Here is a 24,842-nt window from a genome sequence, read left to right on the forward strand (position 1 = left end):
TTTACGTACGTCCGTCAGACTACCGCTCGGTGGCCGCCAGCTGACCACAGGCCCCGTCGATCTCCTGCCCACGGGTGTCCCGGACCGTCACCGGCACACCATGGGCGGCGATGGCCTCCACGAACGCCTTCTCGTCCTCGGGCCGGGAGGCGGTCCACTTGGACCCGGGGGTCGGGTTCAGCGGGATGAGGTTGACGTGCACGGGCTTGCCCCTGAGCAGCCGCCCGAGCCGGTCACCGCGCCAGGCCTGGTCATTGATGTCCCGGATGAGCGCGTACTCGATGCTGAGCCGCCGCCCGGACTTCTCGACGTACTCGAACCCGGCGTCGAGGACCTCGCGCACCTTCCACCGCGTGTTCACGGGGACGAGGGTGTCGCGCAGCTCGTCGTCGGGGGCGTGCAGGGAGATCGCCAGCCGGCACTTGAACCCTTCGTCGGCGAACCGGTGAATGGCCGGCACAAGCCCGACGGTCGACACGGTGATGCCGCGCTGCGACAGCCCGAGCCCGTCCGGAGCGGGATCGGTGAGCGCCCGGATGGAGCCGACGACCCGCTTGTAGTTGGCGAGCGGCTCACCCATGCCCATGAAGACGATGTTGGACAGCCGCGCGGGCCCGCCCGGAACCTCCCCGTCCCGCAGCGCCCGCATCCCGTCCACGATCTGGTGCACGATCTCGGCGGTGGACAGGTTCCTGTCCAGCCCCGCCTGCCCGGTGGCGCAGAAGGGGCAGTTCATGCCGCAGCCCGCCTGCGAGCTGATGCACATGGTCACCCGATCCGGGTACCGCATGAGCACCGACTCCACGAGCGTCCCGTCGAACAGCCGCCACAGCGTCTTGCGCGTGGTCCCCTGGTCGGTCGACAGATGCCGTACGACGGTCATCAGCTCGGGAAGCAGCGCCTCCTGCAGCTTGCCGCGCGCCCCGGCCGGGATGTCCGTCCACTCCGCCGGGTCGTGCGCGTACCGCGCGAAGTAGTGCTGCGAGAGCTGCTTGGCACGAAACGGCTTCTCCCCGATCTCGGCGACAGCCTCTTTACGCTCGGCGGGCGTGAGATCAGCAAGGTGCCGCGGCGGCTTCTTGGCTCCGCGGGGGGCGACGAAAGTGAGTTCTCCGGGTGCAGGCATAACCCTTCCAGTGTGGCAGATCGTTCGAGCACCGCGTTCAGAAGATCCACACGCCGAAAGCCGCGACCGCCAGGCCCACGGCCATGAAGAAGCCGCCGGTGAGGGTGACCGGGAGGGCCTGGCCGCGGCGGCGGGAGGGCTCCAGGCCGCGCCAGGTGCTGATCGCCGCGTACAGGCCGATGAGAGCGATCGCACAGCCGATGACGAGGGCGGCGAGGCCGAAGAACCCGGACCAGGTGGAGTGGTGGTCCGGGTTGGGGGTGAACACGGCCGCGAGGGCCGTTCCGCCGAGGGGGCTCACTTGTCGTTCTCGTCCTTCGTCAGGTTCTGGATGTCGGCCTCGATACCGGAGGCGGCGGCGTAGACGCCGGTGTTGAGGGTGGTGCCCACGGTGTTCTTGAACGCTCCGTCCGCGAGCCTGCCCTGCTCGCTGAGGTGTTCCCCACCGAGGCTGCCGTGCTCCTCCAGGGCGTGGTTGACGCCGTGGTTCTGGGCGTTTCCGGCGGCACCGGCGACCGCGTTGGTCAGCGCGTCCTGGCCCATGGTCGACGCGTCCTGACCGTTCGCGTAGTCGGCTGTCAGACCGCCCGTGACGTTGCCGACCGCGCCGTTGACCGCCGTGCCGAGCAGGCCCTCCCCTCGCAGGAGGTCTCCGGCCACCCCGGTGAGACGCGCCCCGACCGCGCCGGCTCCCGCGGTGAACCCCGCCGTACCGCCCGCGAGCAGCGCGCCGTTCCTGAGGTCGGCCCCGACGGTGACCGGCTGCCCGTTCACGGCCTGGGTCACCATGATGCTTCCCGAGTCCGCCACGAAGTTCGTCGTGAAGCTCTCCAGCCCCGTCTTGGCGAAGGTCGCGGCGACCCTGGCCACGGCCGTGAGCATCCGCTCCAGCGTGGTGACGGTCTCCGCGCTGAGCCCCGAGAACCGTTCCAGGAGGCCCGCCACCCGCTCCGCCGCCGCCGTGAACAGCCGAACCAGGTCCACGATCCTGGCCACCCGCGCCGCCACCGCCGTGTTCGCGACGAGGTCGGAGATGAAGCCGGTGAAGAACGACAGCGCGACCCCGGCGATCTCCATCTCGGCGATCTCGACGCAGATGTCGATGATCTCCTTGTTGATCCCGTCGATCTCGTCCGCGTAGGACCGCAGGCCGTCGGCGACGTGGTGGAAGTTGGCGGCGACGTCCTGGACAACCTTCTTCTGCTCGCCCCAGTGCCTCTCGAAGGCGTCCCGGGCGGCCCCGTGCCAGCCCTGCTGGTCGACCCCGGCGATCGCTGCGTCCACGGCCCGTACGACATCCGTGAGTTCGGTGCCCGTGGCGTCCCAGGAACGGGCGATGGCCCGCAGGGTTTCGCCGTCGCCGCCGGGGAGTTCCACTCCGGCGGCCTGGAGGATCTCCAGGACCTTGCCGTCGATCCAGTCGTTGACGCTCACGGGCGGCCGCCCGAGGCCGCGGAGTGCAGATAGCCGAGGGCTGTCCGGTCCGAGTCCGCGTAATGGCCGGCGTTCAGCCGCAGCCGGTCGCCGTTGCTCCTGAGTACGTCGGGAAGATGCCCGAGCGCCTTGACGGTGTTCTCCAGCAGCTGCCGGTACTTCTCCGCCGCCCCGTCGCAGATCCCCAGCAGCCCGAACGCCTGCCCGATCTCCGCCGCGCTTCCCGAGAACGCTCCGATCGGCCCGGCGAGGCCCGTCGCCTCCCGGTCGAACCTCCCCGCCAGATCCGTCAGCGTCTCGGGCTCCACCCCGAACTGCTCGCTCATCCCGCTCCCCCGTTCGAAAACCGACGCGAGGGTCAGCATCCCGGACGAGATCCCGCGGAAACGGCTCCTTTTACGGATGCGAAGCACGGCCTGACACACAATTTGCGTCCACCTGGCCAGTGCTATGCCCGCCTTGGCGAAAGGCAGAGAGAGGGCTTGTGCGGCCTCGACGAACCGGCCCCCGCCCTGAGAACAGGACGGGGGCCGAAGAGTCGTACGAGAAGAAGCCGAGTGTCAGCCCGACCCCACGAACAGCACCATCAGCAGCCACACCACCGGCGCCGTAGGCAGCAGTGAGTCCAGGCGGTCCATGATGCCGCCGTGGCCCGGCAGCAGTGTGCCCATGTCCTTGATGCCGAGGTCCCGCTTGATCATCGACTCGCCGAGGTCACCCAGCGTCGCGCTGGCCGCGACCGCGAGCCCGAGCAGCAGTCCCTGCCACCACGTGCCGTCGTCGATCAGGAACTCCATGCACAGCGCCCCCGCGGCCATCGCGAACGTCACCGCTCCGACCAGGCCCTCCCGGGTCTTGCCGGGGCTGATGCGCGGCGCGAGCTTGTGGCTGCCGAAGCGCCAGCCGACCGCGTAGGCGCCGGTGTCACTGACGACGGTCAGGAGCAGGAAGGTCAGCACACGTGCCGCCCCGTCCTCGGCCGTGAGCATCATGGCGACGAACGTGGCCAGGAACGGGACGTAGAACGCCGCGAAGACCCCCGCCGTGACGTCCTTGAGGTAGCCCTCCGGCGGTTCCGTCATCCGCCAGACGAGGACCGCGAGTGCCGTGAGCGCCATGGCGACCCAGGCCCCCTCCGCGCCACGGACGTACCCGGCGACGACCATCGCGGCCCCGCCGAGCGCCAGCGGCACGAGCGGCGCCTTGATTCCCTTGCGCTCCTCCAGCCGCTTCGTCAGCTCCCACAGCCCGACCACGACGGCGACCGCTATCACCCCGACGAACGCGGCCTTGACGAAGAACAGCGAGGCGATGATCACCACGCCGAGTCCGACTCCGACCCCTATGGCCGCACCCAGGTCCCGCCCCGCGCTCTTCTTCTGCGGCGCGGGCGCCGGCTGCGAGGAGTCGGGCATGGGCTCCGGATTCTGCGTCTGCGGTGCCGCCGGGTGGGGCTGCGCCGATGCGGTGTGTTCACTGAACGTCCCGTGACGGGACGTCCCGTCCTGAAACGTCTGGTCCCGGAACAAGGGACCGCTCAGCCGAGCGGCCCCCCGGTCGTCATCCTGGTCGTCGCCGTATCGGGGTACGGCGGGTCCGTCGGGCACGATGGGCATGGGCCGAGTGTGCTGCGCGTCATGCGCATCGTACGCGGGACCCGCCGGGGCAGCCCCCTGGACAGGCCCCTGGTCGGACGGCCCCCAGTACCCGGCGTGTGGCGGCGTCGCCCAGGAAGAGTCGTTCATCAGACCTCGAGAAGCTCCGCTTCCTTGTGCTTGAGGAGCTCGTCCACCTGAGCGACGTACTTGTGCGTCGCGTCGTCGAGCTCCTTCTCCGCACGGCGGCCCTCGTCCTCGCCGACCTCGCCGTCCTTGACGAGCTTGTCGATCGCGTCCTTGGCCTTGCGGCGGACCGAGCGGATGGACACGCGCGAGTCCTCGGCCTTGCCCCGGGCCACCTTGATGTAGTCGCGGCGGCGCTCCTCGGTGAGCTCGGGGAACACCACTCGGATGATGTTGCCGTCGTTGCTCGGGTTGACGCCCAGGTCGGAGTCGCGGATCGCCTGTTCGATGTTGCGCAGCGCGGTCTTGTCGAACGGGGTCACCACGGCCATGCGCGGCTCCGGCACCGAGAACGAAGCCAGCTGGTTGATCGGCGTCGGCGCGCCGTAGTAGTCGGCCACGATCTTGTTGAACATCGCCGGGTGCGCACGCCCGGTGCGGATCGCGGCGAAGTCCTCCTTGGCGACCACGACGGCCTTCTCCATCTTCTCCTCGGCCTCGAGGAGGGTCTCTTCGATCACCACTTGCTCCTGCGTGTCTTGAGTAGGCCCGGCTGCTGTTCCATGTGCGTGGGGCGGCGGCCGGCTGCGTCGCGTCTTCTTCCTGCACGGTTCCGGACCGGCAGGACATTGTCCATCCCCCGGTCAGGGACCGGGTGTAACCCAGGTCAGTCCCGGCTGTCCTGCTCACCCACAAGCGTGCCGATCTTCTCACCCTTGACGGCTCGGGCGATATTTCCCTCCGTCAGGAGCTCGAAGACCACGATCGGGAGCTTGTTGTCGCGGCACAGCGTGACGGCGGTGGCGTCGGCGACCTTCAGGTCACGGGTGATGACCTCGCCGTATCCGAGGGAGTCGAACTTGACCGCGTCGGGGTTGGTCTTCGGGTCGGAGTCGTAGACCCCGTCCACGCCGTTCTTGCCCATGAGGAGCGCCTCGGCGTCGATCTCCAGGGCGCGCTGGGCGGCGGTGGTGTCGGTGGAGAAGTACGGCATGCCCATACCGGCGCCGAAGATGACCACGCGGCCCTTCTCCAGGTGGCGCACGGCGCGCAGCGGGATGTACGGCTCGGCGACCTGGCCCATGGTGATGGCGGTCTGCACCCGGCTGTCGATGCCCTCCTTCTCCAGGAAGTCCTGGAGGGCGAGGCAGTTCATCACGGTGCCGAGCATGCCCATGTAGTCCGAGCGGGCCCGGTCCATGCCGCGCTGCTGGAGTTCGGCGCCCCGGAAGAAGTTGCCGCCCCCGATGACGACGGCGATCTCGGCACCGTCCCGGACGACGGCGGCGATCTCACGGGCGATCTTGTGCACCACGTCGGGGTCCACACCCAGGCCCCCGCCACCGGCGAACGCCTCTCCGGACAGCTTCAGCAGAAACCGGCCGCGTACTTTGCCGTCGTCGCTCTTCTGGGCCTTGGTGGTCATGGGGATCCCGCCTCTTTCACCTGTTGCACATACGAAGAAGGCCACTGCCGGTGGGAACTGGTTCGCATCCCATGCGCGGCAATGGCCTCCTCGTCAGATCTGCTGTCGTCCGCCACGCGCGTGCGTGGCGGCGTACCGGACGACTGCTGACGACCCTATAGGGCCCGCGCGTCGCTCGCGGTACGGACTCAGATGCCGACCTTGATGCGCGTGAAGCGCTTCAGGGTGACACCGGCCTCGTCCAGGACCTTCTGGACCGACTTCTTGGGGTCGAGCGCGTACGGCTGACCGAGCAGCGTGGCGTCCTTGAAGAAGCCGTTGACGCGACCCTCGACGATCTTGGCGATCGCGGCCTCGGGCTTGCCCTCGGCGCGGGTGGTCTCCTCGGCGATACGACGCTCGGACTCGACGACCTCGGCCGGCACGTCCTCCTTGGCGAGGTACTTCGGCGCGAAGGCGGCGATGTGCTGGGCGACACCGCGAGCGGTCTCCGCGTCCGGCTTGTCCAGCTCGACGAGGACACCGATCTGCGGGGGCAGGTCGGGCATCGTGCGGTGCATGTACGCGGTCACGTAACCGTCGGCGAACTGCGCGAAGCGGTCCAGGACGATCTTCTCGCCGAGGTTGGCGTTGGCCTCGTCCACGAACGCCTGGACGGTCTTGCCGGCCTCGATCTCGGAGGCGAGCAGGGCCTCCAGGTCGGCCGGGGAGGTCGCGGCGACGTGCTGCGCGATCTTGTCGGCGACGGCCTGGAACTTCTCGCCCTTGGCGACGAAGTCCGTCTCGCACTTGAGCTCGACCAGGACACCGGAGGAGTTGTCGTCGGCGATGATCGAGACCACGGCGCCGTTCTCGGCGGAGCGGCCCTCGCGCTTGGCGACGCCCTTCTGGCCCTTGATCCGGAGCGCCTCGACGGCCTTCTCGACGTCGCCCTCGGCCTCGTCCAGCGCCTTCTTGCAGTCCATCATGCCGGCGCCCGTGAGCTCACGGAGCTTCTTGACGTCGGCGGCGGTGTAGTTCGCCATGAGTCTGTGAATCTTTCTCGAAGTCTGGAAGATCGAAGATCTACGGGGTCTACGGCCTCTGTCTAGCCCGGGGCCGCCGACTCTCCGCTGACCTACGGGTGAACGGCGGGAGCGGAGTTGATGCCCCCGCTCCCGCCGTCACCCCTGAACGCTGACGGGTCAGGCCTGCTCGGCGTCCGCGGCCGGAGCGGCCTCGGTGGCCTCAGCGGCCGGAGCCTCGGCGGCGGGGGCCTCGGCAGCCGGGGCCTCAGCGGCGGGAGCCTCGGCGGCCTCCGCGGCCGGAGCGGCCTCGGCGGGGGCCTCCTCGGCCTTCTTCTCGCCGCCCTCGAGCAGGTCGCGCTCCCACTCGGCGAGCGGCTCGCCCGCGGCCTTCTCGCCCTTGTCACCGGTGGCGACGCGCGAGCGGCTGATGAGGCCCTCGGCGACGGCGTCGGCGATCACGCGGGTGAGCAGGGTGACGGAGCGGATCGCGTCGTCGTTGCCCGGGATCTTGTAGTCGACCTCGTCGGGGTCGCAGTTGGTGTCGAGGATGGCGACGACCGGGATGTTGAGCTTCCGGGCCTCGCCGACCGCGATGTGCTCCTTCTTGGTGTCCACGATCCAGACGGCGCTGGGCACCTTCTGCATCTCGCGGATACCACCGAGGGTCTTCTCCAGCTTGGCCTTCTCGCGCGAGAGCACGAGAAGCTCCTTCTTGGTCAGACCGGACGCGGCGACGTCCTCGAAGTCGATCTGCTCGAGCTCCTTGAGGCGCTGCAGACGCTTGTAGACGGTCGAGAAGTTGGTGAGCATGCCGCCCAGCCAGCGCTGGTTGACGTAGGGCATGCCGACGCGGGTGGCCTGCTCGGCGATGGCCTCCTGCGCCTGCTTCTTCGTGCCGACGAACATGACCGTGCCGCCGTGGGCGACGGTCTCCTTGACGAACTCGTAGGCGCGGTCGATGTACGACAGCGACTGGAGCAGGTCGATGATGTAGATGCCGTTGCGCTCCGTGAAGATGAAGCGCTTCATCTTCGGGTTCCAACGACGGGTCTGGTGACCGAAGTGGACGCCGCTTTCCAGCAGCTCCCGCATCGTGACGACGGCCATGGCCGTTCTCCTTGGTGTTCTCGGTTGTACCGCGGGTACCGGAGGGCACTCGCGCCTGACGCCCGCGACGCGCCTTGCCGCAAAGGACCGAGAGGCGCTGACACCGACCGCGTGACGGCCAGATGTCGGGGCGTGCGAAGTCGACCCGGTGACCCGGATCGCCAGAAGAAGTGTACGGGACCGGCGAGGCACCGGGTGACGCCGCTGTCCACAACCCGGCAGTAGTCCACAGGGCCCGGCCGTGATCGGGGCGGATGCGGCACGGTTCCCGCATGCGAGCGAAGCGATTTGGACGATGCAGACGATGCAGGCGATCCAGGCGATGCGGTACGTGGCTGGTGCTGGGGTTCCTGCTGTTCCTGACGACTCCGACGCCCCCGCCGCAGCAGGCCACTCTCACGCCGACGGCCACGGACACCTCGGTACCGGCTCTGGGCCGCGCCTGGCCGGTGGGCACGCGTCCCGAGGTCCTGCGCGGCTGGGAACCCCCGGCCACGGTGTACAGCCCCGGTCACCGGGGCGTGGACCTGGCAGCACCTGCCGGCACCCCGGTACGGGCGGTGGCGGCGGGCCGGGTGTCCTTCGCGGGCCGGGTGGCGGGAAAGGGAGTCGTCGCGGTGGAACTGACGGGCACAGACCTTCGAACCACCTACGAGCCGGTGACGGCGTCGGTGGAAAAGGGCGACGAGGTGGCGGCGGGCGAGGTGGTGGGGACGGTGGAGCCGACGGGCTCCCACTGCACGACCACGTGCGTGCACTGGGGCTTGCTCAGGCGTGACACCTACCTGGACCCGCTCTCCCTGCTGCCACCGTGGCTACTGCGCAGAGGCCCGTCGAGGCTGCTCCCGGTCCTGGGTGTCCCGCTGCCGTAGCCGCCGGCCGACATGCCCTCGTGGCCACGCCCAGCCAGCAGCGGCCCTGCCACGGGGGCGGCTCCCGACCGGCGCCGGCGAGCGAGCCCACCCCAACGCTCAGCCCTGCACTCCATACGCCCACCCAAGGCCAGTCGAGCCGCCGGGACAGCCCCCGACCCGCTCCGCCGAGGCCGAGCCCGAGTCCACGGCCAAGGTCAAGCGGGCCCGTCCCCCACGCTCAGCCCCCCCACACCCCGCAGCGCCATGGAAACGGCGGCCTCGATGATCACACCGGGCTCCTCGGCCGCTCCCAGTTCGATCCGCCGCACCGCGGCATCCACAACCCCCTGAACCAGCATCGCGGCCAACCGTGGCTGCTCGTGCCCCATCTCCCCGAGCGCCTCGACGATCATCGCGACGAGACTCCCGTGCGCCGCCCGGATCTTCTCCCGGGCCCCCGCGTCGAGCTCGCTCGCGGAGATGGCGACGACGGCCCGGTGCCGCCGGTCCCCCACCAGCGTGAGCTGCCGCCGCACATACGCCTCGACCTTGCCCTCAGCCGTCGAAGCCCCCTGCATCGCCGCCGAGACCTCCGCGGCCCACACCGGGAAGTCGACCTCGCACAGCTCCTCGACCACGGCGGCCCTCGACCGGAAGTACTCGTACACGGACGACCGCGCGAGGCCCGTCCGCTCGGCGAGAGCCGGGAAGGTCAGCGCCTCCGTCCCGCCCTCGGACAGCAGAGAGCGAGCCGCGTCCAGCAGGGCGGCTCGCTGCATCGACCGGTGCTCGGCCACGGAGGCCGCTCGAATCCTTGGCACGTCAACCACTGTACGGACGGACCAATGCCGGCGGGAGTCACTCCAGCCGACCAGCCGTGACCCGACGGACGTCCGGCCGGGTCAGCGACCGAAACTGGCCAGCTTCGCCCGCAACTGGAGCACGGACTTGGTGTGGATCTGGCTGACCCTGCTCTCGGTCACTCCCAGCACGTTCCCGATCTCGGCGAGGGTCAGGCCCTCGTAGTAGTACAGGGTCACCACGGTCTTCTCCCGCTCGGGCAGCGTGTTGATGGCCCGCGCGAGGAACCGTCTGAGCTCCCGGTCCTCGGCGACCTCCACGGGGTCGTCCGCGGCGGTGTCCTCCAGCGTGTCCATGAAGCTGAGCCCGTCGCCGCCCTCGCCCCCGACGTGCAGCAGCTCCTCCAGCGCCACCACGTTGGCCAGCGACAACTGGCTGAACACCGCGTGGAGATCGTCCACCGCGATCCCCAGCTCGCCGGCGACCTCCCCCTCCGTCGGCGTCCGTCGCAGCCTCGCCTCCAGCGTCGCGTACGCCCGCTCGACGTTGCGCGCCTTCTGCCGCACGGACCGCGGGATCCAGTCCAGCGCCCGCAGTTCGTCGATCATCGCGCCCCGGATCCGGGTGATCGCGTACGTCTCGAACTTGATCTCCCGGTCGACGTCGAACTTCTCGATCGCGTCGATGAGCCCGAAGACCCCCGAGGAGACGAAGTCCGCCTGCTCGACGTTGGGCGGCAGGCCGACGCTCACCCGCCCGGCGACGTACTTCACGAGCGGTGAGTAGTGCAGGATGAGCTGCTCGCGCAGCCGCTCGTCCCCCGTGGCCTTGTACGACCGCCACAGCTCGTCGAGCGTCGAGGGAGCGGGCGGCCGCACGCTGCCACCCTCGCGGGCGGCTGCGGGGATCGCCGCCCGGTCGGACCCGGAAGTGTGCTGGGGCATTCGTCGCCTTGTGCCGTTCTGCTGTGAAGTACGTGAAGTACGCGATGTACGTGGAGTACGCCGGAATCCCCGTGAGCGTAGCGTGACTGAAGAGTCGCAGTGCGCAAACAGTGTGCCCGGATTCCTGCGCGGACGCGTTCCGCCGACCGCTCCCGCGAGACCCGGCCGTCGCCCTGTGTGATCAACGGAACACCCCAACTGCGGGAATTTCCCAAGGGCTTAAGGGTTCCCCCGGACGGCCGAACACGCTCGGTCAGCACTGGGCGCGACCACCCCGGACCGAGATCATCGCCTGGCGTGTCAACTTCCAGCCGTCGCCGTGTCGTTCGACGTAACCAAGTGCACGGAGTTCGTACAGTCTCGCGATGGCGTCGTCCCGCGTCGTCTGCGCACCGCGCGCGATCTCGTCCACGTCGGCCTCCCGCCGCCCGGGCAGCGCGGACAGGACCCTGCGTGCGGCCGGGTCCAGCAGATCGCGTGGCAGCACGGGTCCGCGCCGGTCGGGGGCCAGTTCCCCCATGTCGCCGACCAGCTCCACGACTTCCGCGGCGTCCGTGACCAGCGTGGCGTCCCCGCGCAGCAGCTCGTGCACCCCGGCGGACAGGCTGCTGGTGGCCGGCCCGGGGACCCCCATCGTGTGACGGCCCAAGCGCTGTGCCGCACGGGCGGTGACCAGTGAGCCGCTGCGGTGGGCGGCCTCGACGACCACGGTGCCGCGGGTGAGCGCGGCGATCACCCGGTTGCGCAGCACGAATCTGCTGGGCGTCGGATGATCCCCGGGCGGCAACTCCCCGATCACCAGACCCTGTTCCGCGATCCTGGTGATCAGCTGGGTGTGTCCGCGCGGATACGGCCGGTCGACGCCGCAGGCCAGGACGGCGACGGTGGCACCGCCCGCGCCGAGGGCACCGCGGTGGGCGGCACCGTCGACCCCGTAGGCCCCGCCGGACACGACGACCCACCCGAGCTCGGCGAGCCCGGTGGCGAGGGTGGCCGCCATGTGAGTGCCGTACTCGGTACAGGCCCGGGCTCCGACGAGGGCGACGGACCTGAGCGCCCACATCCGCAGGCCGGCCCGCCCCCGTACCCACAGTCCGAGCGGCCGCGCGTCCCCGAGGTCGTCGAGCTGTCCCGGCCACTCGGCGCCGCCGGGAACGACGTACCGTGCCCCGGCCTCGTGAGCGACGGCGAGGTCCCGGCGTGGCTCGGCCACCCGGGCCCGGGCCCGCATCCCGCTCCACCGCTTCTCGCTCACCCCGGGCAGCGGCTCCCCGCCCTCGCGCAACCGCGCGGCCACCTCGCGCACGCCCCGCTCCCTGACCCACCGGCCCGCGGCCTCGTCGCCGGGCTCGACGACCCGAGCGAGGAAGACACGGTCGAGAAGTTCGCCGTCGGGTTCCTCGCCGGTCATGTCAGCGCCCCGATGGCCATGGGTACACCCCGGGGCACGCCGGTGCGCAGTTGCAGCGCCAGGGCGACGTCCGTCGCGTCCGGGCGGTCGTGTCCGACGAGGTCCGCGACGGTCCAGGCCACGCGCAGGACGCGGTCGAGCCCCCGCGCGGTCAGCACGCCCCGTTCCAGACTGCGCTCGGCCTCGTCCATCGCCCCGGACACGGCGTGCCAGCGGCTGCGCAGCTCACGTCCCGGCACCTCGCTGTTGGTCCGCCACGGGGTGCCGACGAAGCGCGCCGCCGCGCGTTCCCGTGCGGCCCGCACCCGGTCCGCGACCACGGTGGTCGACTCGCCCCGGGAACCGCGTCCGGCAAGCTGGTCACGCGTGACCCGGTCCACCTGCACCCGCAGGTCGACCCGGTCGAGCAGGGGACCGGAGAGCCGGGCCTGGTAGCGCCGGACGGCCGAGGGCGGGCACTCGCAGAAGTCGTCGGTCTGTGAGAAGCGGCCGCACGGGCACGGGTTGGCCGCGAGCACCATCAGGAACTTCGCCGGGAACCGCACCACCCCCGCACTGCGCGCGATCACCACGTGCCCCGCCTCCAGCGGCTGCCGCAGCGCGTCGAGGGCCTGCGTGTTGAACTCGGGTGTCTCGTCCAGGAAGAGCACGCCCCGATGGGACAGGGACACCGCCCCGGGCCGGGCGATGCCGGGTCCGCCGCCGACGAGGGCCTGCATGGTGGCCGAGTGGTGCGGGGCGCAGTAGGGGGCGACGTCGATCAGGGGTTTGCCCGGCGGCAGCAGACCGGCGACCGAGTGCACCGCCGTCACCTCGAGCGACTCCTCCCGGGCCAGCCGGGGCAGCACCGCGGGAAGCCGCTCGGCGAGCATCGTCTTGCCCGCTCCGGGCGGCCCCTCCAGGAACAGGTGATGGCCACCGGCCGCGGCGACCTCCACGGCCGTCCGCGCCGAGGTCTGTCCGACGACGTCGGCCAGGTCGTGTCCGTGGTCCTGCTGGGCGGCGCCGGCGCTGTGCATGCCGGTCGCGGCGCCCGTGCCCGGGACCCGCAGCCCGGCCAGCAGCGGATCGGGGCGGCCCGGCTCGTGCGGCTCCTCGTCGGGCACCGGTTCGTCCGCGAGGACCGCGATCAGTTGCCGCAGACTGCGGACGCCCAGCACGGAGACCCCGGGCACCAGCGAGGCCTCGGCCGCGGCGCACTCCGGCACGACGACCTGTACGTAACCGGCGTCCGCCGCGGCCAGCACCGCCGGCAGGATGCCCCGGACCGGGCGCACCCGGCCGTCCAGGCCCAGCTCCCCGATCATCACGATGTCGGCGAGCACGCGCGGGTCGATCCGCTCGGAGGCGCCCAGCACCGCACACGCGACGGCGAGGTCGAACCCGGAACCCGCCTTCGGCACCGACGCCGGGCTGAGCCCCACCGTGAGTTTCTTCTGGGGCCACTCGCTCCCCGAGTTCACGACGGCGGCCCGTACCCGGTCCCGGCTCTCCGTCAGGCTCTTGTCCGGCAGCCCCACCAGCGTGAAGGCCGCCACCCCGGGCTCCAGGTCGGCCTGGACCTCGACCACGACCCCTTCGACGCCCACCAGCGCCACCGAGCACGTACGAGCGAACCCCATCTCAGGCCACCCCCCGCGCGTGCTCGACCACGGGCGCGCCGCGCTGTGGCAGCACGACGCCCACCAGGTCGATGCGGACGCCTCCCGGTGGCGCCCCTCCATGGGCGTGGATCCAGCAGGCGGCGAGGGCCCGCAGACGCTCCGCCTTGTCGGGAGTCACCGCGGCCATCGGATGCTCGAAGGCGCCCCTTCGGCGTGTCTTGACCTCGCAGACGACGAGGACCTCGCCGTCCCGCGCCACGATGTCGATCTCACCGGTCCTGCCGCAGCGCCAGTTGCGCTCCAGGACCGTCATCCCGGCCTCGGTCAGCCGCCGTGCGGCCAGACTCTCGCCGTACTTGCCGAGTGCACTTCGTGCGTTCATGTCGGCACCACCTCCGGCGCCAACGATCACGCAACCCCGTCCACCTGGTTGATCTTGGTGGACTACTCAGCGGTTGTGGAAAACCCTGTCACTCACACGGGCGAAAACCGTCAGCCGAACCCACGCGTCGGCCGCCCGTCGGCCACCCGTCAGCCACCCGGCATCTCCAGATCGCTCTTGTTGAGCTCCTCGATGTTCACGTCCTTGAACGTCAACACGCGCACCTGTTTCACGAAGCGAGCCGGCCGATACATGTCCCACACCCACGCATCCGCCATGGACACCTCGAAGAACACCTCACCCTGGACCGAGTGCACCTGCATCTCGTAGTCGTTGGTCAGGTAGAAGCGCCGCTCGGTCTCGATCACGTATTTGAACAGACCGACGACATCGCGGTACTCCCGGTAGAGCTTGAGCTCCATCTCGGTCTCGTACTTCTCGAGGTCCTCGGCGCTCATGGCATGTTCCCCTTCAGCCGTGCGATCCCACCATTGTGCGCCAGTCCCGTCGGCACCTAGACGATTTCGGTGTCGAGGGTCACGGGCCCGGCCGGGGGACCTTCGTCGAGCAGCTTGCGCAGCAGCTCGACGAGTCTGGTCGGATACACCGTCTCATGTGCCCGGGTCAGTTCCTGACACGTCCACCAGCGCGCTCCGGCGACACTGCGTCGCTCCAGCTCGGTCAGGGCCGTGGCCCGGGTGGCCGTCACCGTCGTACGGGCCAGGTAGTACCACTCGTCCTGGTCCCAGCGACGGCCCGCGAACGGGAACGAGCACATCCGCCGCCAGAGCACCGGCCCGAGCTCCACCTCGGTGATGCCGGTCTCCTCGGCGAGTTCCCGCAGAGCGGCCTCTTCACGGGTCTCGTCGCCCTCCAGTCCGCCGCCGGGGGTGAACCACCAGTCGTCGGCCGGATCGTCCGGCTCGTGCCCGTGCAGCAGCAGGATGCGGTCCTCGGGATCGAGCAGGACCACCCGGGACACCTTCCGCAGCCCACCCACGGACGCGCCTCCATACGAGTCCCCACCCCCGGACGCGCTGTCGTACGAGCCCCCACCCACGGACGCACCTCCGCGCGAGTCCCCACCCGCGGACGCGCCTCCGTGCGGGTCTCCGCCGACGGCCGACGCCTCAGCGGGCACCGACGGGCTCCGTCCGGACCCGGGAACGCCTGCCGAACAGCTTGGCCACGGGCCCGTACGCCCCGCCGCCCAGTACCAGAGCGGCGCCGACGACGATCAGGATGATGATCGTGCGCAGCGGACCAGGCGAGGAGAGCGCGCCGAGCGGCTCGAAACCGGTGGGACGCTCCAGCATGCCCTTCATGGGCCAGACGACGGCGTCCACGCGGGCGGTGACGGCCGAGCGGGCGACGGTGCCCTGGGCGGTGTCGGTGAGGTGGGCCGAGGAGTCCAGCGAGCCCTGGCGCTCGTCGCCGAGCAGGAACAGGCGGCCCTCGGGCACCTTCACGGTCGGGATGGCCTTGTCCTCGACCACGTTGCCCTTGAGATACGTCTCGTCGATCTCCTTGCCGTTGACGGTCAGCTTCCCGTCCGTGCAGCAGGAGACCGTGTCGCCGCCGACCGCGACGACCCGCTTGACCACGGGCGCGTTGCTCACCCAGGTCTTGTCGGTGAAGACGACGACGTCGCCCCGGCGTACCTCGTCGCCGTTCACGCGCTGGGCGAGCACCCGGTCGCCGACGCCGATCGTGGGGGTCATCGAACCGGTGGGCACGGTGTACGGCCGGTAGATCACCGCTGCCCAGGCGAATCCCCCGAGAAACAGCACCAGGCCCAGCGCGACGGCCAGTCCGGACAGTCGCTGTCCGTGCCGGCCACCCACCGGGCCCGTGCTGGTGCCACCGCTGTGCGGGGCCGTACGCGTAGTGCTCTCGCCACCCATGGATCCGCACCCTACCCGGCGGTACCTGAGCGGGTCAGCCCCTCCTGCCCGGCCGGAGCGGCAAGCTCCGCAAAGCTTTCACCAGGTCCGTGGCAGCCCGGGCCGACCGGGCGGAGCTCAGCGGGTCCGCTCGACGGCGGCCTTCCTGCGCCGCCACAGCGCCACCGGCACCACACCGAGGAGGGCGACCCCCTGCGGCGCGACCGTCAGGGCGGCGGAGGCGGACGCGTGGTCGTTGATGCCGGCCTGATCGAAGGTGTCCGGCTTGGGCAGCGTGCCCCAGCGGTTGATCGGCCAGGCCTTCACGATGGCGCGGCCCACGACGTCGTCGACCGGCACCATGCCGTGGTGCTTGTCGGACTGGTTGTAGCGCGAGTCACGGGAGTTCTGCCGATGGTCGCCCATCACCCAGATGTAACCCTTGGGGACCTTCACCGTGAACTGGCCGCCCTGGTCGTCCTGGCTGCACGGGGTGTTGCCGGCGTAGACGTACGACGCCTCGTCCAGCGCCTTGCCGTTGACCTTCAGCGGGCCGGTGCCCGAGCAGGAGACCGTGTCCCCTCCGACGCCGATGACGCGCTTGATGAGGTCCTTCTCGGTGGCGGACGGCATGAGGCCGATCCAGGAGAGGAAGGTCTGGAGGGCGTTCGGGTCGACCGTCGGCTCGCCCGCCAGCCAGTTGTCGGGGTCGTGGAAGACGACGACCTCGCCGCGCTCGGGCTCGGAGCCGAACCACGGGGTGAGCTTGTCGACCAGCACCCGGTCGCCCTGCTGGAGGGTGTTCTGCATCGAGTCGGACGGGATCGAGAAGGCCTGCACCAGGAACGTCTTGATCAGCAGCGCCAGCACGAGCGCGATGCCGATCAGGATGGGCAGCTCCTTCCAGAAGGAGCGCTGCTTCTTCGCCTTGGGGGTCGAATCGCCGGACCCCCCTCCCCGGGCCTGCGTCGTCGTCCCGTCCTCGGTCGCCCCGGAGTCACTCCCGGGGGTCACGGCGCTGTCCGCGGCCGGGTCGGCTGCTTCCACGGGGCGTCCGCGGTGCTCCTCGCCGTCGTGCCCGGATCGTGCGCCAACCGCCACATCCCCCACGCCAACTCCTTACTCTGTGCCGCCGCCTGCCCCAAGTACGGCGCAGGCCCACCACTCCCATAACGAGCGGGAGTTCCGCAGGGCTCGGGAGTTGGATCGCTTCGTTCGGATCGTCGGAAGCAACCCTAAGCGACGCCCGGGAGGCTGAGGTCGCGACGGACGCCGAGTCGGCAACGGAAGAGTAAGTTTTCGGTTCTTTCAGGGTCGTCCAGTGCCCGAAGGGCCAGGCGATGACCATGGCCCGTCCCACCACCGAGTCCTCGGAGACGGTGCCACCGTAGTCGGTGTCCTGGTGCGAGCGGGAGTCCGCGGAGTTGGCGCGGTGGTCCCCCATCACCCACAGCCGCCCCTGCGGGACGGTGATGTCGAACTGCTGGGTGGACGGGGCGTTCCCGGGATACAGGTAGTCCGTCTCGCTCAGGGGGACGCCGTTGACGGTGACCCGGCCCTGCGCGTCGCAGCATTTGACGCGGTCGCCGCCGACCCCGACGACCCGCTTGATCAGGTCTTTCTCGTTGTCGGACGGCAGCAGGCCGATGAAGGTGAGCCCTTCCTTGACCTGCTTGACGACGACGGGGTCGTCCTTCTTCGTCGTGGTCTGCTCGTCCTGGAGCCAGCCGCCGGGGTCCTTGAAGACGACGACGTCCCCGCGCTCGGGCTTGGAGCCGAACCACGGGGTGAACTTGTCGACCAGCACCCGGTCGCCGATCCGGATCGTCTGCTCCATCGAGCCGGACGGGATCACGAACGCCTGGACGAGAAACGTCTTCAGGACCAGGGCTATCAGGACGGCCACACCGACCAGGAGGGGTATCTCCTTGACCGCGCCGCGCCGTCTGCGCCGTTTCACCTTGCGCTGGAGCTTGCGCCGCTCCGCGCGCGAACGGCCGCCCGCGGGGCTGGCGGATCGCCGGACGCCGGTGGGCAGCAGGTTCTCGGCGGCGGTGCTCGACACTCCGCGCGGTTTGCCGCGGTTACCCATGCGCGCCCTCCACCGCGGGCACGCGTGCGTAGGCGGCGGAACGCTGCAACCGGGTGGCGTGACCGGCGGGCCAGATGATCCAGTCGGCCCGGCCGAGGACGTCGTCGACGGGGATCATGCCGCCGCCCGGTGAGCCCAGGTGGTCCCGGGAGTCGCTGGAGACGCTGCGGTGGTCACCGAGGACGAACAGGGTGCCTGCGGGCACCTCGACGTCGAAGGGCACCGAGGAGGGGCTGTCGCCGGGGTACAGGAAGCCCGACTCGTCGACCGACCGGCCGTTCACCTCGATCCTCCCCTTCTTGTCGCAGCAGACCACATGGTCTCCCCCCACACCCACAACGCGCTTGATGTAGTCTCCGTCCCCGAAATACCCGGTTCCGTCGAACACGACTACATCTCCCCGCCGCGGCTCGGCACCGAAACGGTACGCCAACCTATTTACGAGAACGCGGTCCCCGATCCTCAATCCGTTTTCCATGGATCCGCTGGGAATCTGGAAAGGTCTGACCACGAACGTACTGATCAGCAAAAGAAAGACCAGGCAGAGCAGCAGGACCAGGGAGATCCTGCCACCGGGCAGCCACTGGGTGATTCTCGACACCAACGCGAAACGCGACCGTCCCTCCACGACCCCTGGGGCGGGGCGGGAGGAGCGGTCGCGTTCCGTCGGCTGTGCTTCGGTGTCCATCGGGGCCAGATGCTATCCGGCCGCGCTGTGACGTCCGAAAAGCGCTCAGTTGTCGCGCTTCTCCTTGATCTTCGCGGCCTTGCCGCGCAGCTCGCGCAGGTAGTACAGCTTGGCGCGGCGCACGTCACCGCGGGTAACCAGCTCGATCTTCTCGACGATCGGGGTGTGCACCGGGAAGGTGCGCTCGACGCCCACGGAGAACGAGACCTTGCGGACCGTGAAGGTCTCGCGGACACCGGAGCCCTGGCGACGGATGACTACGCCCTTGAACTGCTGCACACGGGAGCGGTTGCCCTCGATGACGCGGACGTGGACGTTGACGGTGTCACCCGGGCGGAAGGCCGGGATGTCGCTGCGCAGCGACGCGGAGTCGACGGAGTCGAGCAGGTGAGACATTTCGTCTGCTTTCTTCGCCCATGCCACAGGTCATCGGCGGTAGTCGAGGTTCGTGAGGAGGCTGTCCGTGTCGGGGCGGGCGTCGTGTCCCCCTGTGGCAGGGGCGCACGCCGGACGACGCACAACAGCGGCCTATTGTTCCACGCCTTCCGGCCTGCGCCAAAATCGGCCGTACGGCTCCCCCGCCGGGTCCGGCGCCCAGCCCAGGATGGAGAGCATCTCGCGGTCCTTCTTGTCGAAGGCCGCAGGCTCGCAGCGCTCGATGAGGTCGGGCCGGTTGGCCGCCGTACGCCTCAGTGCCTCGTCGCGGCGCCAGCGGGCGATCTTGCCGTGGTGCCCGCTGAGCAGGACGTCCGGGATGCCGCGGCCGCGCCACTCGGGCGGCTTGGTGTAGACGGGGCCTTCGAGCAGGTTCGCCATGGCTCCGGGCGCGAAGGAGTCGTCCCGGTGCGACTCGGCGTTGCCGAGGACACCGGGCAGCAGCCGGGCCACCGCCTCGGTGATCACCAGTACGGCCGCCTCGCCGCCGGCGAGGACGTAGTCGCCGATGGACACCTCGTGGACCGGCATCCTCGTGGCGTACTCGTCGACGACCCGGCGGTCGATGCCCTCGTAACGCGCGGGCGTGAAGATCAGCCAGGGGTTCTCGGAGAGCTCCACGGCGAGTTCCTGGGTGAAGGGGCGGCCGCTCGGGGTGGGGACGACGAGGGCGGGCGTGTGCGAGCCCGTCTCGTAACCGTCCGCCAGCACCGAGTCCAGCGCGTCCCCCCACGGGTCGGTCTTCATGACCATGCCCGGGCCGCCACCGTACGGGGTGTCGTCGACGGTGTTGTGGCGGTCGTACGTCCACTCCCGCAGGTCGTGGACGTGCACGTCGAGCTGCCCACGCACGCGTGCCTTGCCGACCAGGGAGACGTTCAGGGGGTCGAGGTACTCGGGGAAGATCGTGACGACGTCGAGGCGCATCTGCTACGACTCTTCCCGCGAGGACGCGATCTCGGCCCGGTCGTCGATGAGCCCGGGCGGCGGGTCGATGACGGCCTTCTGTTCGGCGAGGTCGATCTCGGTGACGATCTCCTCGACGAAGGGGATCATCACCTCGCTGCCGTCGGGCCGCTCCACGATGAAGAGGTCCTGGGAGGGCAGGTGCGAGATCTCGGTGATCCGGCCCACCTCCACGCCGTCCTTGGTCACGACGTCGAGATCCATGAGCTGGTGGTCGTAGTACTCGTCCTCCTCCTCCGGCAGCTCGTCGGGATCGACCTCGGCGATCAGGAGGGTGTTGCGCAGCGCCTCGGCGGCGGTCCGGTCACGGACGCCCTCGAAACGCAGCAGGAGGCGGCCGCTGTGGACGCGGCCCGTCTCGATGGTGAGCGGGCCGGTGGCGGCCGGGTCGGTCGCCAGTACGGCGCCGGGCGCGAGCCGGAGTTCCGGCTCGTCGGTACGGACCTCGACGGTGACCTCGCCCTTGATGCCGTGGGCGCGGCCGATCCGTGCGACTACGAGCTGCACTTCGGAAGATCTCCTGTCGTAGGGCCCGGGACGACTACGGGCCGGGGACGGCCCGATGGCCCTCCCCGGCCCGAGCCGGTACTGCGTTTGACGTCAGCGGACGTGGTCGACGTCGACGAGGTCGACGCGGACACCGCGGCCGCCGATGGCGCCCACGACGGTACGCAGGGCACGTGCGGTGCGGCCGTTGCGGCCGATCACCTTGCCGAGGTCGTCGGGGTGGACCCGGACCTCCAGCACGCGCCCGCGGCGCAGGGTGCGCGAGGCGACCTGCACATCGTCAGGGTTGTCGACGATGCCCTTCACGAGGTGCTCGAGAGCCTCCTCGAGCATGCTCAGGCCTCGGTCGACTCGGACTCAGCCGCAGCCTCGTCCTTCTTCTCAGCCTTCTTCTTCTGGGTGATGGCCTCACCCTTGCCCTCGTCGTCGCCACCGAGGGCCTCGAACGAGGGACGCGCGGCCTTCTCGGCCGGCTGGAGCAGCGGAGCCGGGGCGGGCTCGCCCTTGAACTTCTGCCAGTCGCCGGTCTTCTTCAGGATGGCGAGCACGGGCTCGGTCGGCTGCGCGCCGACACCCAGCCAGTACTGCGCGCGCTCCGAGTCGACCTCGATGCGCGAGGGGTTCTGCACCGGGTGGTACAGACCGATCTCCTCGATCGCACGACCGTCACGACGGGTGCGGGAGTCGGCGACGACGATGCGGTAGTGAGGCGAACGGATCTTGCCCAGACGCTTCAGCTTGATCTTGACTGCCACGGGAGTGGGTTCTCCTGGATTTGACGTGGTTGGGCACGGCGAGAATGCCGCGTGGGGTTGCGGTACCCGAGTGCCCGATGGACGCGTCAGCCGGAGGCGAGAGGGTTCCTGTGCGGCTGTCGAGTACAGCTAGCCATTGTGCCACACCCCGGGGCTCCCCTCGGACCGAGGCCGCGCACGAGCATGCCTGAGGGGCACCCGGCACTCCGGGTGCCCCCGGGCAGGATCGCGGCTGCCACGAGCAGTCGCGGTCTCAGCTCGCCGCGGCGCCCACGATCTCGGGGATGCGGAACGGCTTCCCGCAGCCCCCGCAGACGATCGGCGCCTGGGCCAGGACGGAGGGGACGACCCTCACATTGCGGCCGCAGTCGCAGACCGCCTTGACCCGGACCCCGCCTCCGGAGGAGCCGTGCCGCGCCGCCGGACCCCGGAAGGAGCGGGCGGTGTCGGCGGAGGTGGCCGCGGTGTGGGCCTTGAGGGCGCGCTGGAGCCGCTCGATGGTCGGGCGGTAACGGCGCTTCGCCTCGGGGGTGAGCGTGACCAGGGAGAAACCGCTGCTCGGGTGCGGCTCCTCGGGGTGGTCCAGGCCCATCTCCTCGGCGATCGCGAGGAATCTGCGGTTGTGGTAGCGGCCGGCGCGGGAGGTGTCGCGGATGCCTCGCGCGGCGGCGATGCCGTGGACTGCCTCATGAAGCAGTCGCTCGAAGGAGAGCTCGTGACCGCACGCGGACGACGACTCCCCGATCAGGGACTCTGGCGCGGCAAGGTCCGGCAGTTCGGGGTGGTACCGCTGAATGTCGGCCCACGCCTCTGCCAGCTCTGCGGCGAGAACTGGTGGTGTCTGTGTCGTGCTCACGTAATGACAACGAGCGGGGGTGCCCCTGTGTTCCTATTCCGGGGCATCCCAAATAATTTGCACGTACCCGTCAGTTGCCGCTGATGCGTGGAGACGAGGGCGGGTGCGCTGATCTGCGGAGAAGCCTCGCAGCTCATACCAAGCCGGTACGTAGTGTGAGGTACGCACCAGCGCGTAGATCGCGTCCACGCGCCGGTGCGGTTGTGATCCGCGGGTGCGCAAGAGGCGTTTCGGTCGCTCTCGCGCCGGAAGGGCGTTGCCTCAGTAAGCGCGCGCGACGACTGCGACGTTACCGGGGGCGTCATCGGTTCCCGGCACCGACCCGTCCTCGGCGACCAGACAGCGTACGGTCACCGCGTGCTCGGCCAGCCTGGCCTCGCCCTCCTCGCCGAGAACGGCCCACGGGATCCGCGCCCAGCCGCCGGCGACGGCGGCCTCGACGGCTTCGTCGAACGTCGACACCTCGGTCGTCCGGGACTCGCGGCGCGCGCGGGACTGGGCCAGCAGCAGCTCCTGGTCCTCCTCGAGGGCGACCGGGAGCAGTCGTACGAGATCGTCGACGGCGACCGCTTCCTTGCCGCCCGGAATCCGGCGGGCCACCATCGCGGTGCCGTTCTCCAGGTCACGGGGTCCGATCTCGACGCGGACCGGCACTCCCTTGAGCTCCCAGTCGACCGCGCGGCGGCCGAACGGGGTGTCGGTGCGGTCGTCGACGTGGACGCGCAGCCCCGCCGCCTTCAGCCGGTCGCCGATCTCGCGGACCTTGGCCAGAACCGGTTCGTCCCCCTTGATGGCGAGCACGACGACCTGGGTCTGCGCGAGCCGCGGCGGGACGCGCAGGCCGTTGTCGTCGCCGTGCATCATCACCAGGGCGCCGATCATGCGGGTGGTGGAGCCCCAGGAGGTCTGCCAGACGAGTTCCTGGGTGCCGTCCTTCGACAGGTACGAGGTGTTGAAGGCCTTGGCGAAGTTCTGGCCCAACTCGTGGCTGGTGGCCATCTGGAGGGCCTTGCCGTCGCCCATCATGCCTTCCAGCGTGAGGGTGTTGATCGCGCCGGCGAAGCGCTCCTTGACGGTCTTGCGGCCGGCGACGACGTCCATGGCGAGGACGTCGGTCATGAAGTCCTCGTAGACCTGCCGGTGGATGTGCGAGGCGAACGCGCGCGCGTCCTCTTCGGTCGCGTGCGCGGTGTGGCCCTCCTGCCACAGGAACTCCGTCGTGCGCAGGAACAGGCGGGGCCGGAGCTCCCAACGCACCACGTTGGCCCACTGGTTGATCAGCAGGGGCAGGTCGCGGTAGCTCTGCACCCACTTCGAGAAGTAGTCGTTGATGATCATCTCGGAGGTGGGGCGGACGACCGCGGGCTCCTCCAGCTCCTTGCCGCCGCCGTGGGTGACGACCGCGAGCTCGGGTGCGAAGCCCTCGACGTGGTCGGCCTCACGGGTGAGGTACGACTGCGGGATCAGCAGCGGGAAGTACGCGTTCTGCGTGCCCGTCGCCTTGATCCGGGCGTCCATCTCGGCCTGCATCCGCTCCCACAGCCCGTACCCGTACGGTCGGATGACCATGGTGCCGCGCACCGGACCGTTGTCGGCCAGTTCGGCCTTGCTGATCAGATCCTGGTACCAGCGCGGGAAGTCGTCCGCCCGGGGTGTGAGAACAGGTGCCTTTGCCATGGCGCGATGTTACGGGCGCAGATTGCCGGGATGTGAATTCTTTTCCCCGGCACATGCCAACCCGCAAGCAGGACCCCTCTGCCTCTGGACGCGCGGTCGAGTGCGGAGTTACCTGGCATACGGGGGAACTGCGAGCGCACGTCACGGGGGCTACGGAATCGGGCACAGAGTCAACTCTCGGCGGATTGGGGCGCTTATCCATGACACCTACGCTCGTGCGGCAACACCTGTCTTCGACGAGAGAGGCGTCCCGCGCGGACCTCGGTGCACGCGCGCGTGACTGGTCCGAGATCCAGGAGCGGATGCTGGTTCCGCTGTACGAGGCCGTCTACGAGCGACTGGAAGTGGGCCCCGCGACGCGGCTGTTGGGCCTCGGCTGCGGCAGCGGGCTGGCCCTGCTGATGGCCGCCTCCCGAGGTGCGGCGGTCGCAGGTGTCGAACCGTCCTCCCCCGAGCGGCTGGCGCTCGCGCGGGAGCGGCTGTCACCGGAGGCGGGGGGCACGCGCGCGCGTGGCGGCACCAGGCTGGCCGAGCGGGTGCCCGGGGAGACCTCCGGCGCCGACACCGCCCCGTACACCCTCGTGACCGCCTTCGAGCCGATCGGGTGTCTCGCGGGCGACTCGGAGGGGCTCGGTGACCTTCTCGCCTCGGCGACGCACCTCGCCGAGCGGGGAGCGCCCGTGGCACTCGCCGGCTGGGGTCCGCCGGAGCGGTGCGCGACGTCGTCCGTGCTGCGGGTGGCCACCAAGCTGGCGGATCCGCTGCGCGGCGCGGGCCGTTGGCGCCCGGCCCTGCGGGACGACCTGGAGGAGGTCGCCCACCGGGCCGGTCTCAGGCCCGACGGCTCGGGGCGGGTGTCCTGCCCCTTCGGGTACGCCGACCTCGACAGCGCGCTCAAGGGCCTGCTGTCGACCGGGCTCTTCGACGCGGCCATCGAGGCGACCGACCAGGCGCAGGTGGACGAGGAGGTGACGGAAGCCCTGCATCCGTACCAGCGCCGGGACGGCACGGTGTGGATGCCGAACGTCTTCCGCTACCTGGTCGCGCGCGTGCCCTAGCCGTCGGCCTCCTCCAGCGTCTCCCGCTCCAGCAACGCCTGGGTGCGC

The 24,842-nt window shown here is 70.1% G+C and carries 29 protein-coding genes; 2 read left to right on the top strand and 27 right to left on the bottom strand.

Features of this window, described 5'->3' with window-relative positions; translation table 11 throughout:
• Positions 1-19 precede the first annotated feature (19 nt).
• The 9 genes from rlmN to rpsB form a co-directional block, all read right to left on the bottom strand.
• Positions 20-1,126, bottom strand: a complete 1,107-nt coding sequence (gene rlmN / locus ABZ098_RS23160) for a 23S rRNA (adenine(2503)-C(2))-methyltransferase RlmN (RefSeq protein WP_356594024.1) — start codon at positions 1,124-1,126, stop codon at positions 20-22.
• Between the two features lie 37 nt (positions 1,127-1,163).
• Complete coding sequence (locus ABZ098_RS23165; RefSeq protein ID WP_356594026.1) at positions 1,164-1,427, bottom strand: hypothetical protein; 264 nt, start codon at positions 1,425-1,427, stop codon at positions 1,164-1,166.
• Positions 1,424-2,560 carry a WXG100 family type VII secretion target gene (locus tag ABZ098_RS23170; protein WP_356594028.1) on the bottom strand — a complete coding sequence of 379 codons (1,137 nt, stop codon included), beginning with the start codon at positions 2,558-2,560 and terminating at the stop codon, positions 1,424-1,426. The genes ABZ098_RS23165 and ABZ098_RS23170 overlap by 4 nt, the downstream gene beginning before the upstream one ends.
• Positions 2,557-2,886 (bottom strand): type VII secretion target, encoded by a 330-nt coding sequence (locus ABZ098_RS23175; RefSeq protein WP_356594030.1) that lies wholly within the window; start codon positions 2,884-2,886, stop codon positions 2,557-2,559. Before ABZ098_RS23175 ends, ABZ098_RS23170 begins: the two co-directional genes overlap by 4 nt.
• A 234-nt stretch (positions 2,887-3,120) precedes the next feature.
• Positions 3,121-4,305, bottom strand: a complete 1,185-nt coding sequence (locus tag ABZ098_RS23180; RefSeq protein WP_356594032.1) for a phosphatidate cytidylyltransferase — start codon at positions 4,303-4,305, stop codon at positions 3,121-3,123.
• Positions 4,305-4,862 (bottom strand): ribosome recycling factor, encoded by a 558-nt coding sequence (gene frr, locus ABZ098_RS23185; protein ID WP_037708751.1) that lies wholly within the window; start codon positions 4,860-4,862, stop codon positions 4,305-4,307. Before frr ends, ABZ098_RS23180 begins: the two co-directional genes overlap by 1 nt.
• Before the next feature lie 146 nt (positions 4,863-5,008).
• On the bottom strand, positions 5,009-5,767 hold the full coding sequence (pyrH, locus tag ABZ098_RS23190) for a UMP kinase (RefSeq protein WP_356594034.1): 759 nt from the start codon (positions 5,765-5,767) through the stop codon (positions 5,009-5,011).
• 188 nt (positions 5,768-5,955) lie between these two features.
• Positions 5,956-6,792 carry a translation elongation factor Ts gene (gene tsf, locus ABZ098_RS23195; RefSeq protein ID WP_356594036.1) on the bottom strand — a complete coding sequence of 279 codons (837 nt, stop codon included), beginning with the start codon at positions 6,790-6,792 and terminating at the stop codon, positions 5,956-5,958.
• 159 nt (positions 6,793-6,951) lie between these two features.
• A complete protein-coding gene (rpsB, locus tag ABZ098_RS23200) occupies positions 6,952-7,881 on the bottom strand; it encodes a 30S ribosomal protein S2 (RefSeq protein ID WP_123991876.1) in 930 nt (309 codons plus the stop codon).
• 338 nt (positions 7,882-8,219) lie between these two features.
• Between rpsB and ABZ098_RS23205 the strand changes: the two genes are divergently transcribed.
• Entirely contained in the window at positions 8,220-8,753 is a 534-nt protein-coding gene (locus ABZ098_RS23205) for a M23 family metallopeptidase (protein ID WP_356594039.1), read from the top strand.
• 197 nt (positions 8,754-8,950) lie between these two features.
• Here ABZ098_RS23205 and ABZ098_RS23210 read toward each other — a convergent pair whose 3' ends face one another.
• From ABZ098_RS23210 to proS, 18 genes are all read right to left on the bottom strand, one after another.
• The gene (locus ABZ098_RS23210) at positions 8,951-9,532 is read right to left on the bottom strand and encodes a helix-turn-helix domain-containing protein (RefSeq protein WP_356594400.1); all 582 of its coding nucleotides are present in this window, start codon (positions 9,530-9,532) and stop codon (positions 8,951-8,953) included.
• A gap of 105 nt (positions 9,533-9,637) precedes the next feature.
• Entirely contained in the window at positions 9,638-10,480 is an 843-nt protein-coding gene (whiG, locus tag ABZ098_RS23215) for an RNA polymerase sigma factor WhiG (protein ID WP_356594041.1), read from the bottom strand.
• A 253-nt stretch (positions 10,481-10,733) separates the two neighbouring features.
• Entirely contained in the window at positions 10,734-11,891 is a 1,158-nt protein-coding gene (dprA, locus tag ABZ098_RS23220) for a DNA-processing protein DprA (RefSeq protein ID WP_356594043.1), read from the bottom strand.
• Positions 11,888-13,513, bottom strand: a complete 1,626-nt coding sequence (locus ABZ098_RS23225) for a YifB family Mg chelatase-like AAA ATPase (RefSeq protein WP_356594045.1) — start codon at positions 13,511-13,513, stop codon at positions 11,888-11,890. Before ABZ098_RS23225 ends, dprA begins: the two co-directional genes overlap by 4 nt.
• Position 13,514: 1 nt before the next feature.
• Complete coding sequence (locus ABZ098_RS23230) at positions 13,515-13,877, bottom strand: YraN family protein (RefSeq protein WP_356594046.1); 363 nt, start codon at positions 13,875-13,877, stop codon at positions 13,515-13,517.
• 149 nt (positions 13,878-14,026) lie between these two features.
• Entirely contained in the window at positions 14,027-14,335 is a 309-nt protein-coding gene (locus tag ABZ098_RS23235; RefSeq protein ID WP_123991871.1) for a DUF2469 domain-containing protein, read from the bottom strand.
• Between the two features lie 56 nt (positions 14,336-14,391).
• Entirely contained in the window at positions 14,392-14,877 is a 486-nt protein-coding gene (locus tag ABZ098_RS23240; protein ID WP_356594048.1) for an NUDIX hydrolase, read from the bottom strand.
• Positions 14,878-15,007: 130 nt separating this feature from the next.
• Entirely contained in the window at positions 15,008-15,781 is a 774-nt protein-coding gene (gene lepB, locus ABZ098_RS23245; protein ID WP_356594050.1) for a signal peptidase I, read from the bottom strand.
• A 117-nt stretch (positions 15,782-15,898) separates the two neighbouring features.
• The gene (gene lepB, locus ABZ098_RS23250) at positions 15,899-16,870 is read right to left on the bottom strand and encodes a signal peptidase I (protein ID WP_356594052.1); all 972 of its coding nucleotides are present in this window, start codon (positions 16,868-16,870) and stop codon (positions 15,899-15,901) included.
• Complete coding sequence (gene lepB, locus ABZ098_RS23255; RefSeq protein ID WP_356594054.1) at positions 16,758-17,852, bottom strand: signal peptidase I; 1,095 nt, start codon at positions 17,850-17,852, stop codon at positions 16,758-16,760. The genes lepB (ABZ098_RS23250) and lepB (ABZ098_RS23255) overlap by 113 nt, the downstream gene beginning before the upstream one ends.
• On the bottom strand, positions 17,845-18,540 hold the full coding sequence (lepB, locus tag ABZ098_RS23260) for a signal peptidase I (RefSeq protein ID WP_356594056.1): 696 nt from the start codon (positions 18,538-18,540) through the stop codon (positions 17,845-17,847). The genes lepB (ABZ098_RS23255) and lepB (ABZ098_RS23260) overlap by 8 nt, the downstream gene beginning before the upstream one ends.
• A 45-nt stretch (positions 18,541-18,585) precedes the next feature.
• Positions 18,586-18,936, bottom strand: coding sequence for a 50S ribosomal protein L19 (rplS, locus tag ABZ098_RS23265; RefSeq protein ID WP_356594058.1), 351 nt, complete (start codon positions 18,934-18,936; stop codon positions 18,586-18,588).
• A gap of 132 nt (positions 18,937-19,068) precedes the next feature.
• A complete protein-coding gene (gene trmD / locus ABZ098_RS23270) occupies positions 19,069-19,902 on the bottom strand; it encodes a tRNA (guanosine(37)-N1)-methyltransferase TrmD (protein WP_356594060.1) in 834 nt (277 codons plus the stop codon).
• Between the two features lie 3 nt (positions 19,903-19,905).
• Complete coding sequence (gene rimM, locus ABZ098_RS23275) at positions 19,906-20,448, bottom strand: ribosome maturation factor RimM (protein WP_053848459.1); 543 nt, start codon at positions 20,446-20,448, stop codon at positions 19,906-19,908.
• Between the two features lie 93 nt (positions 20,449-20,541).
• Entirely contained in the window at positions 20,542-20,781 is a 240-nt protein-coding gene (locus ABZ098_RS23280) for an RNA-binding protein (RefSeq protein ID WP_007384965.1), read from the bottom strand.
• Positions 20,782-20,783: 2 nt separating this feature from the next.
• Complete coding sequence (gene rpsP / locus ABZ098_RS23285) at positions 20,784-21,203, bottom strand: 30S ribosomal protein S16 (protein ID WP_037708517.1); 420 nt, start codon at positions 21,201-21,203, stop codon at positions 20,784-20,786.
• Between the two features lie 253 nt (positions 21,204-21,456).
• Positions 21,457-22,059, bottom strand: a complete 603-nt coding sequence (locus ABZ098_RS23290) for a hypothetical protein (protein WP_020138752.1) — start codon at positions 22,057-22,059, stop codon at positions 21,457-21,459.
• Between the two features lie 261 nt (positions 22,060-22,320).
• A complete protein-coding gene (proS, locus tag ABZ098_RS23295) occupies positions 22,321-23,736 on the bottom strand; it encodes a proline--tRNA ligase (RefSeq protein ID WP_356594063.1) in 1,416 nt (471 codons plus the stop codon).
• A gap of 200 nt (positions 23,737-23,936) precedes the next feature.
• On the opposite strand from proS, the gene ABZ098_RS23300 reads away from it, so the two are divergent.
• Complete coding sequence (locus ABZ098_RS23300; protein ID WP_356594065.1) at positions 23,937-24,794, top strand: SAM-dependent methyltransferase; 858 nt, start codon at positions 23,937-23,939, stop codon at positions 24,792-24,794.
• Positions 24,795-24,842: the final 48 nt, after the last annotated feature.

The organism is Streptomyces sp. NPDC006335 (assembly GCF_040612795.1).
Lineage (GTDB): Bacteria > Actinomycetota > Actinomycetes > Streptomycetales > Streptomycetaceae > Streptomyces.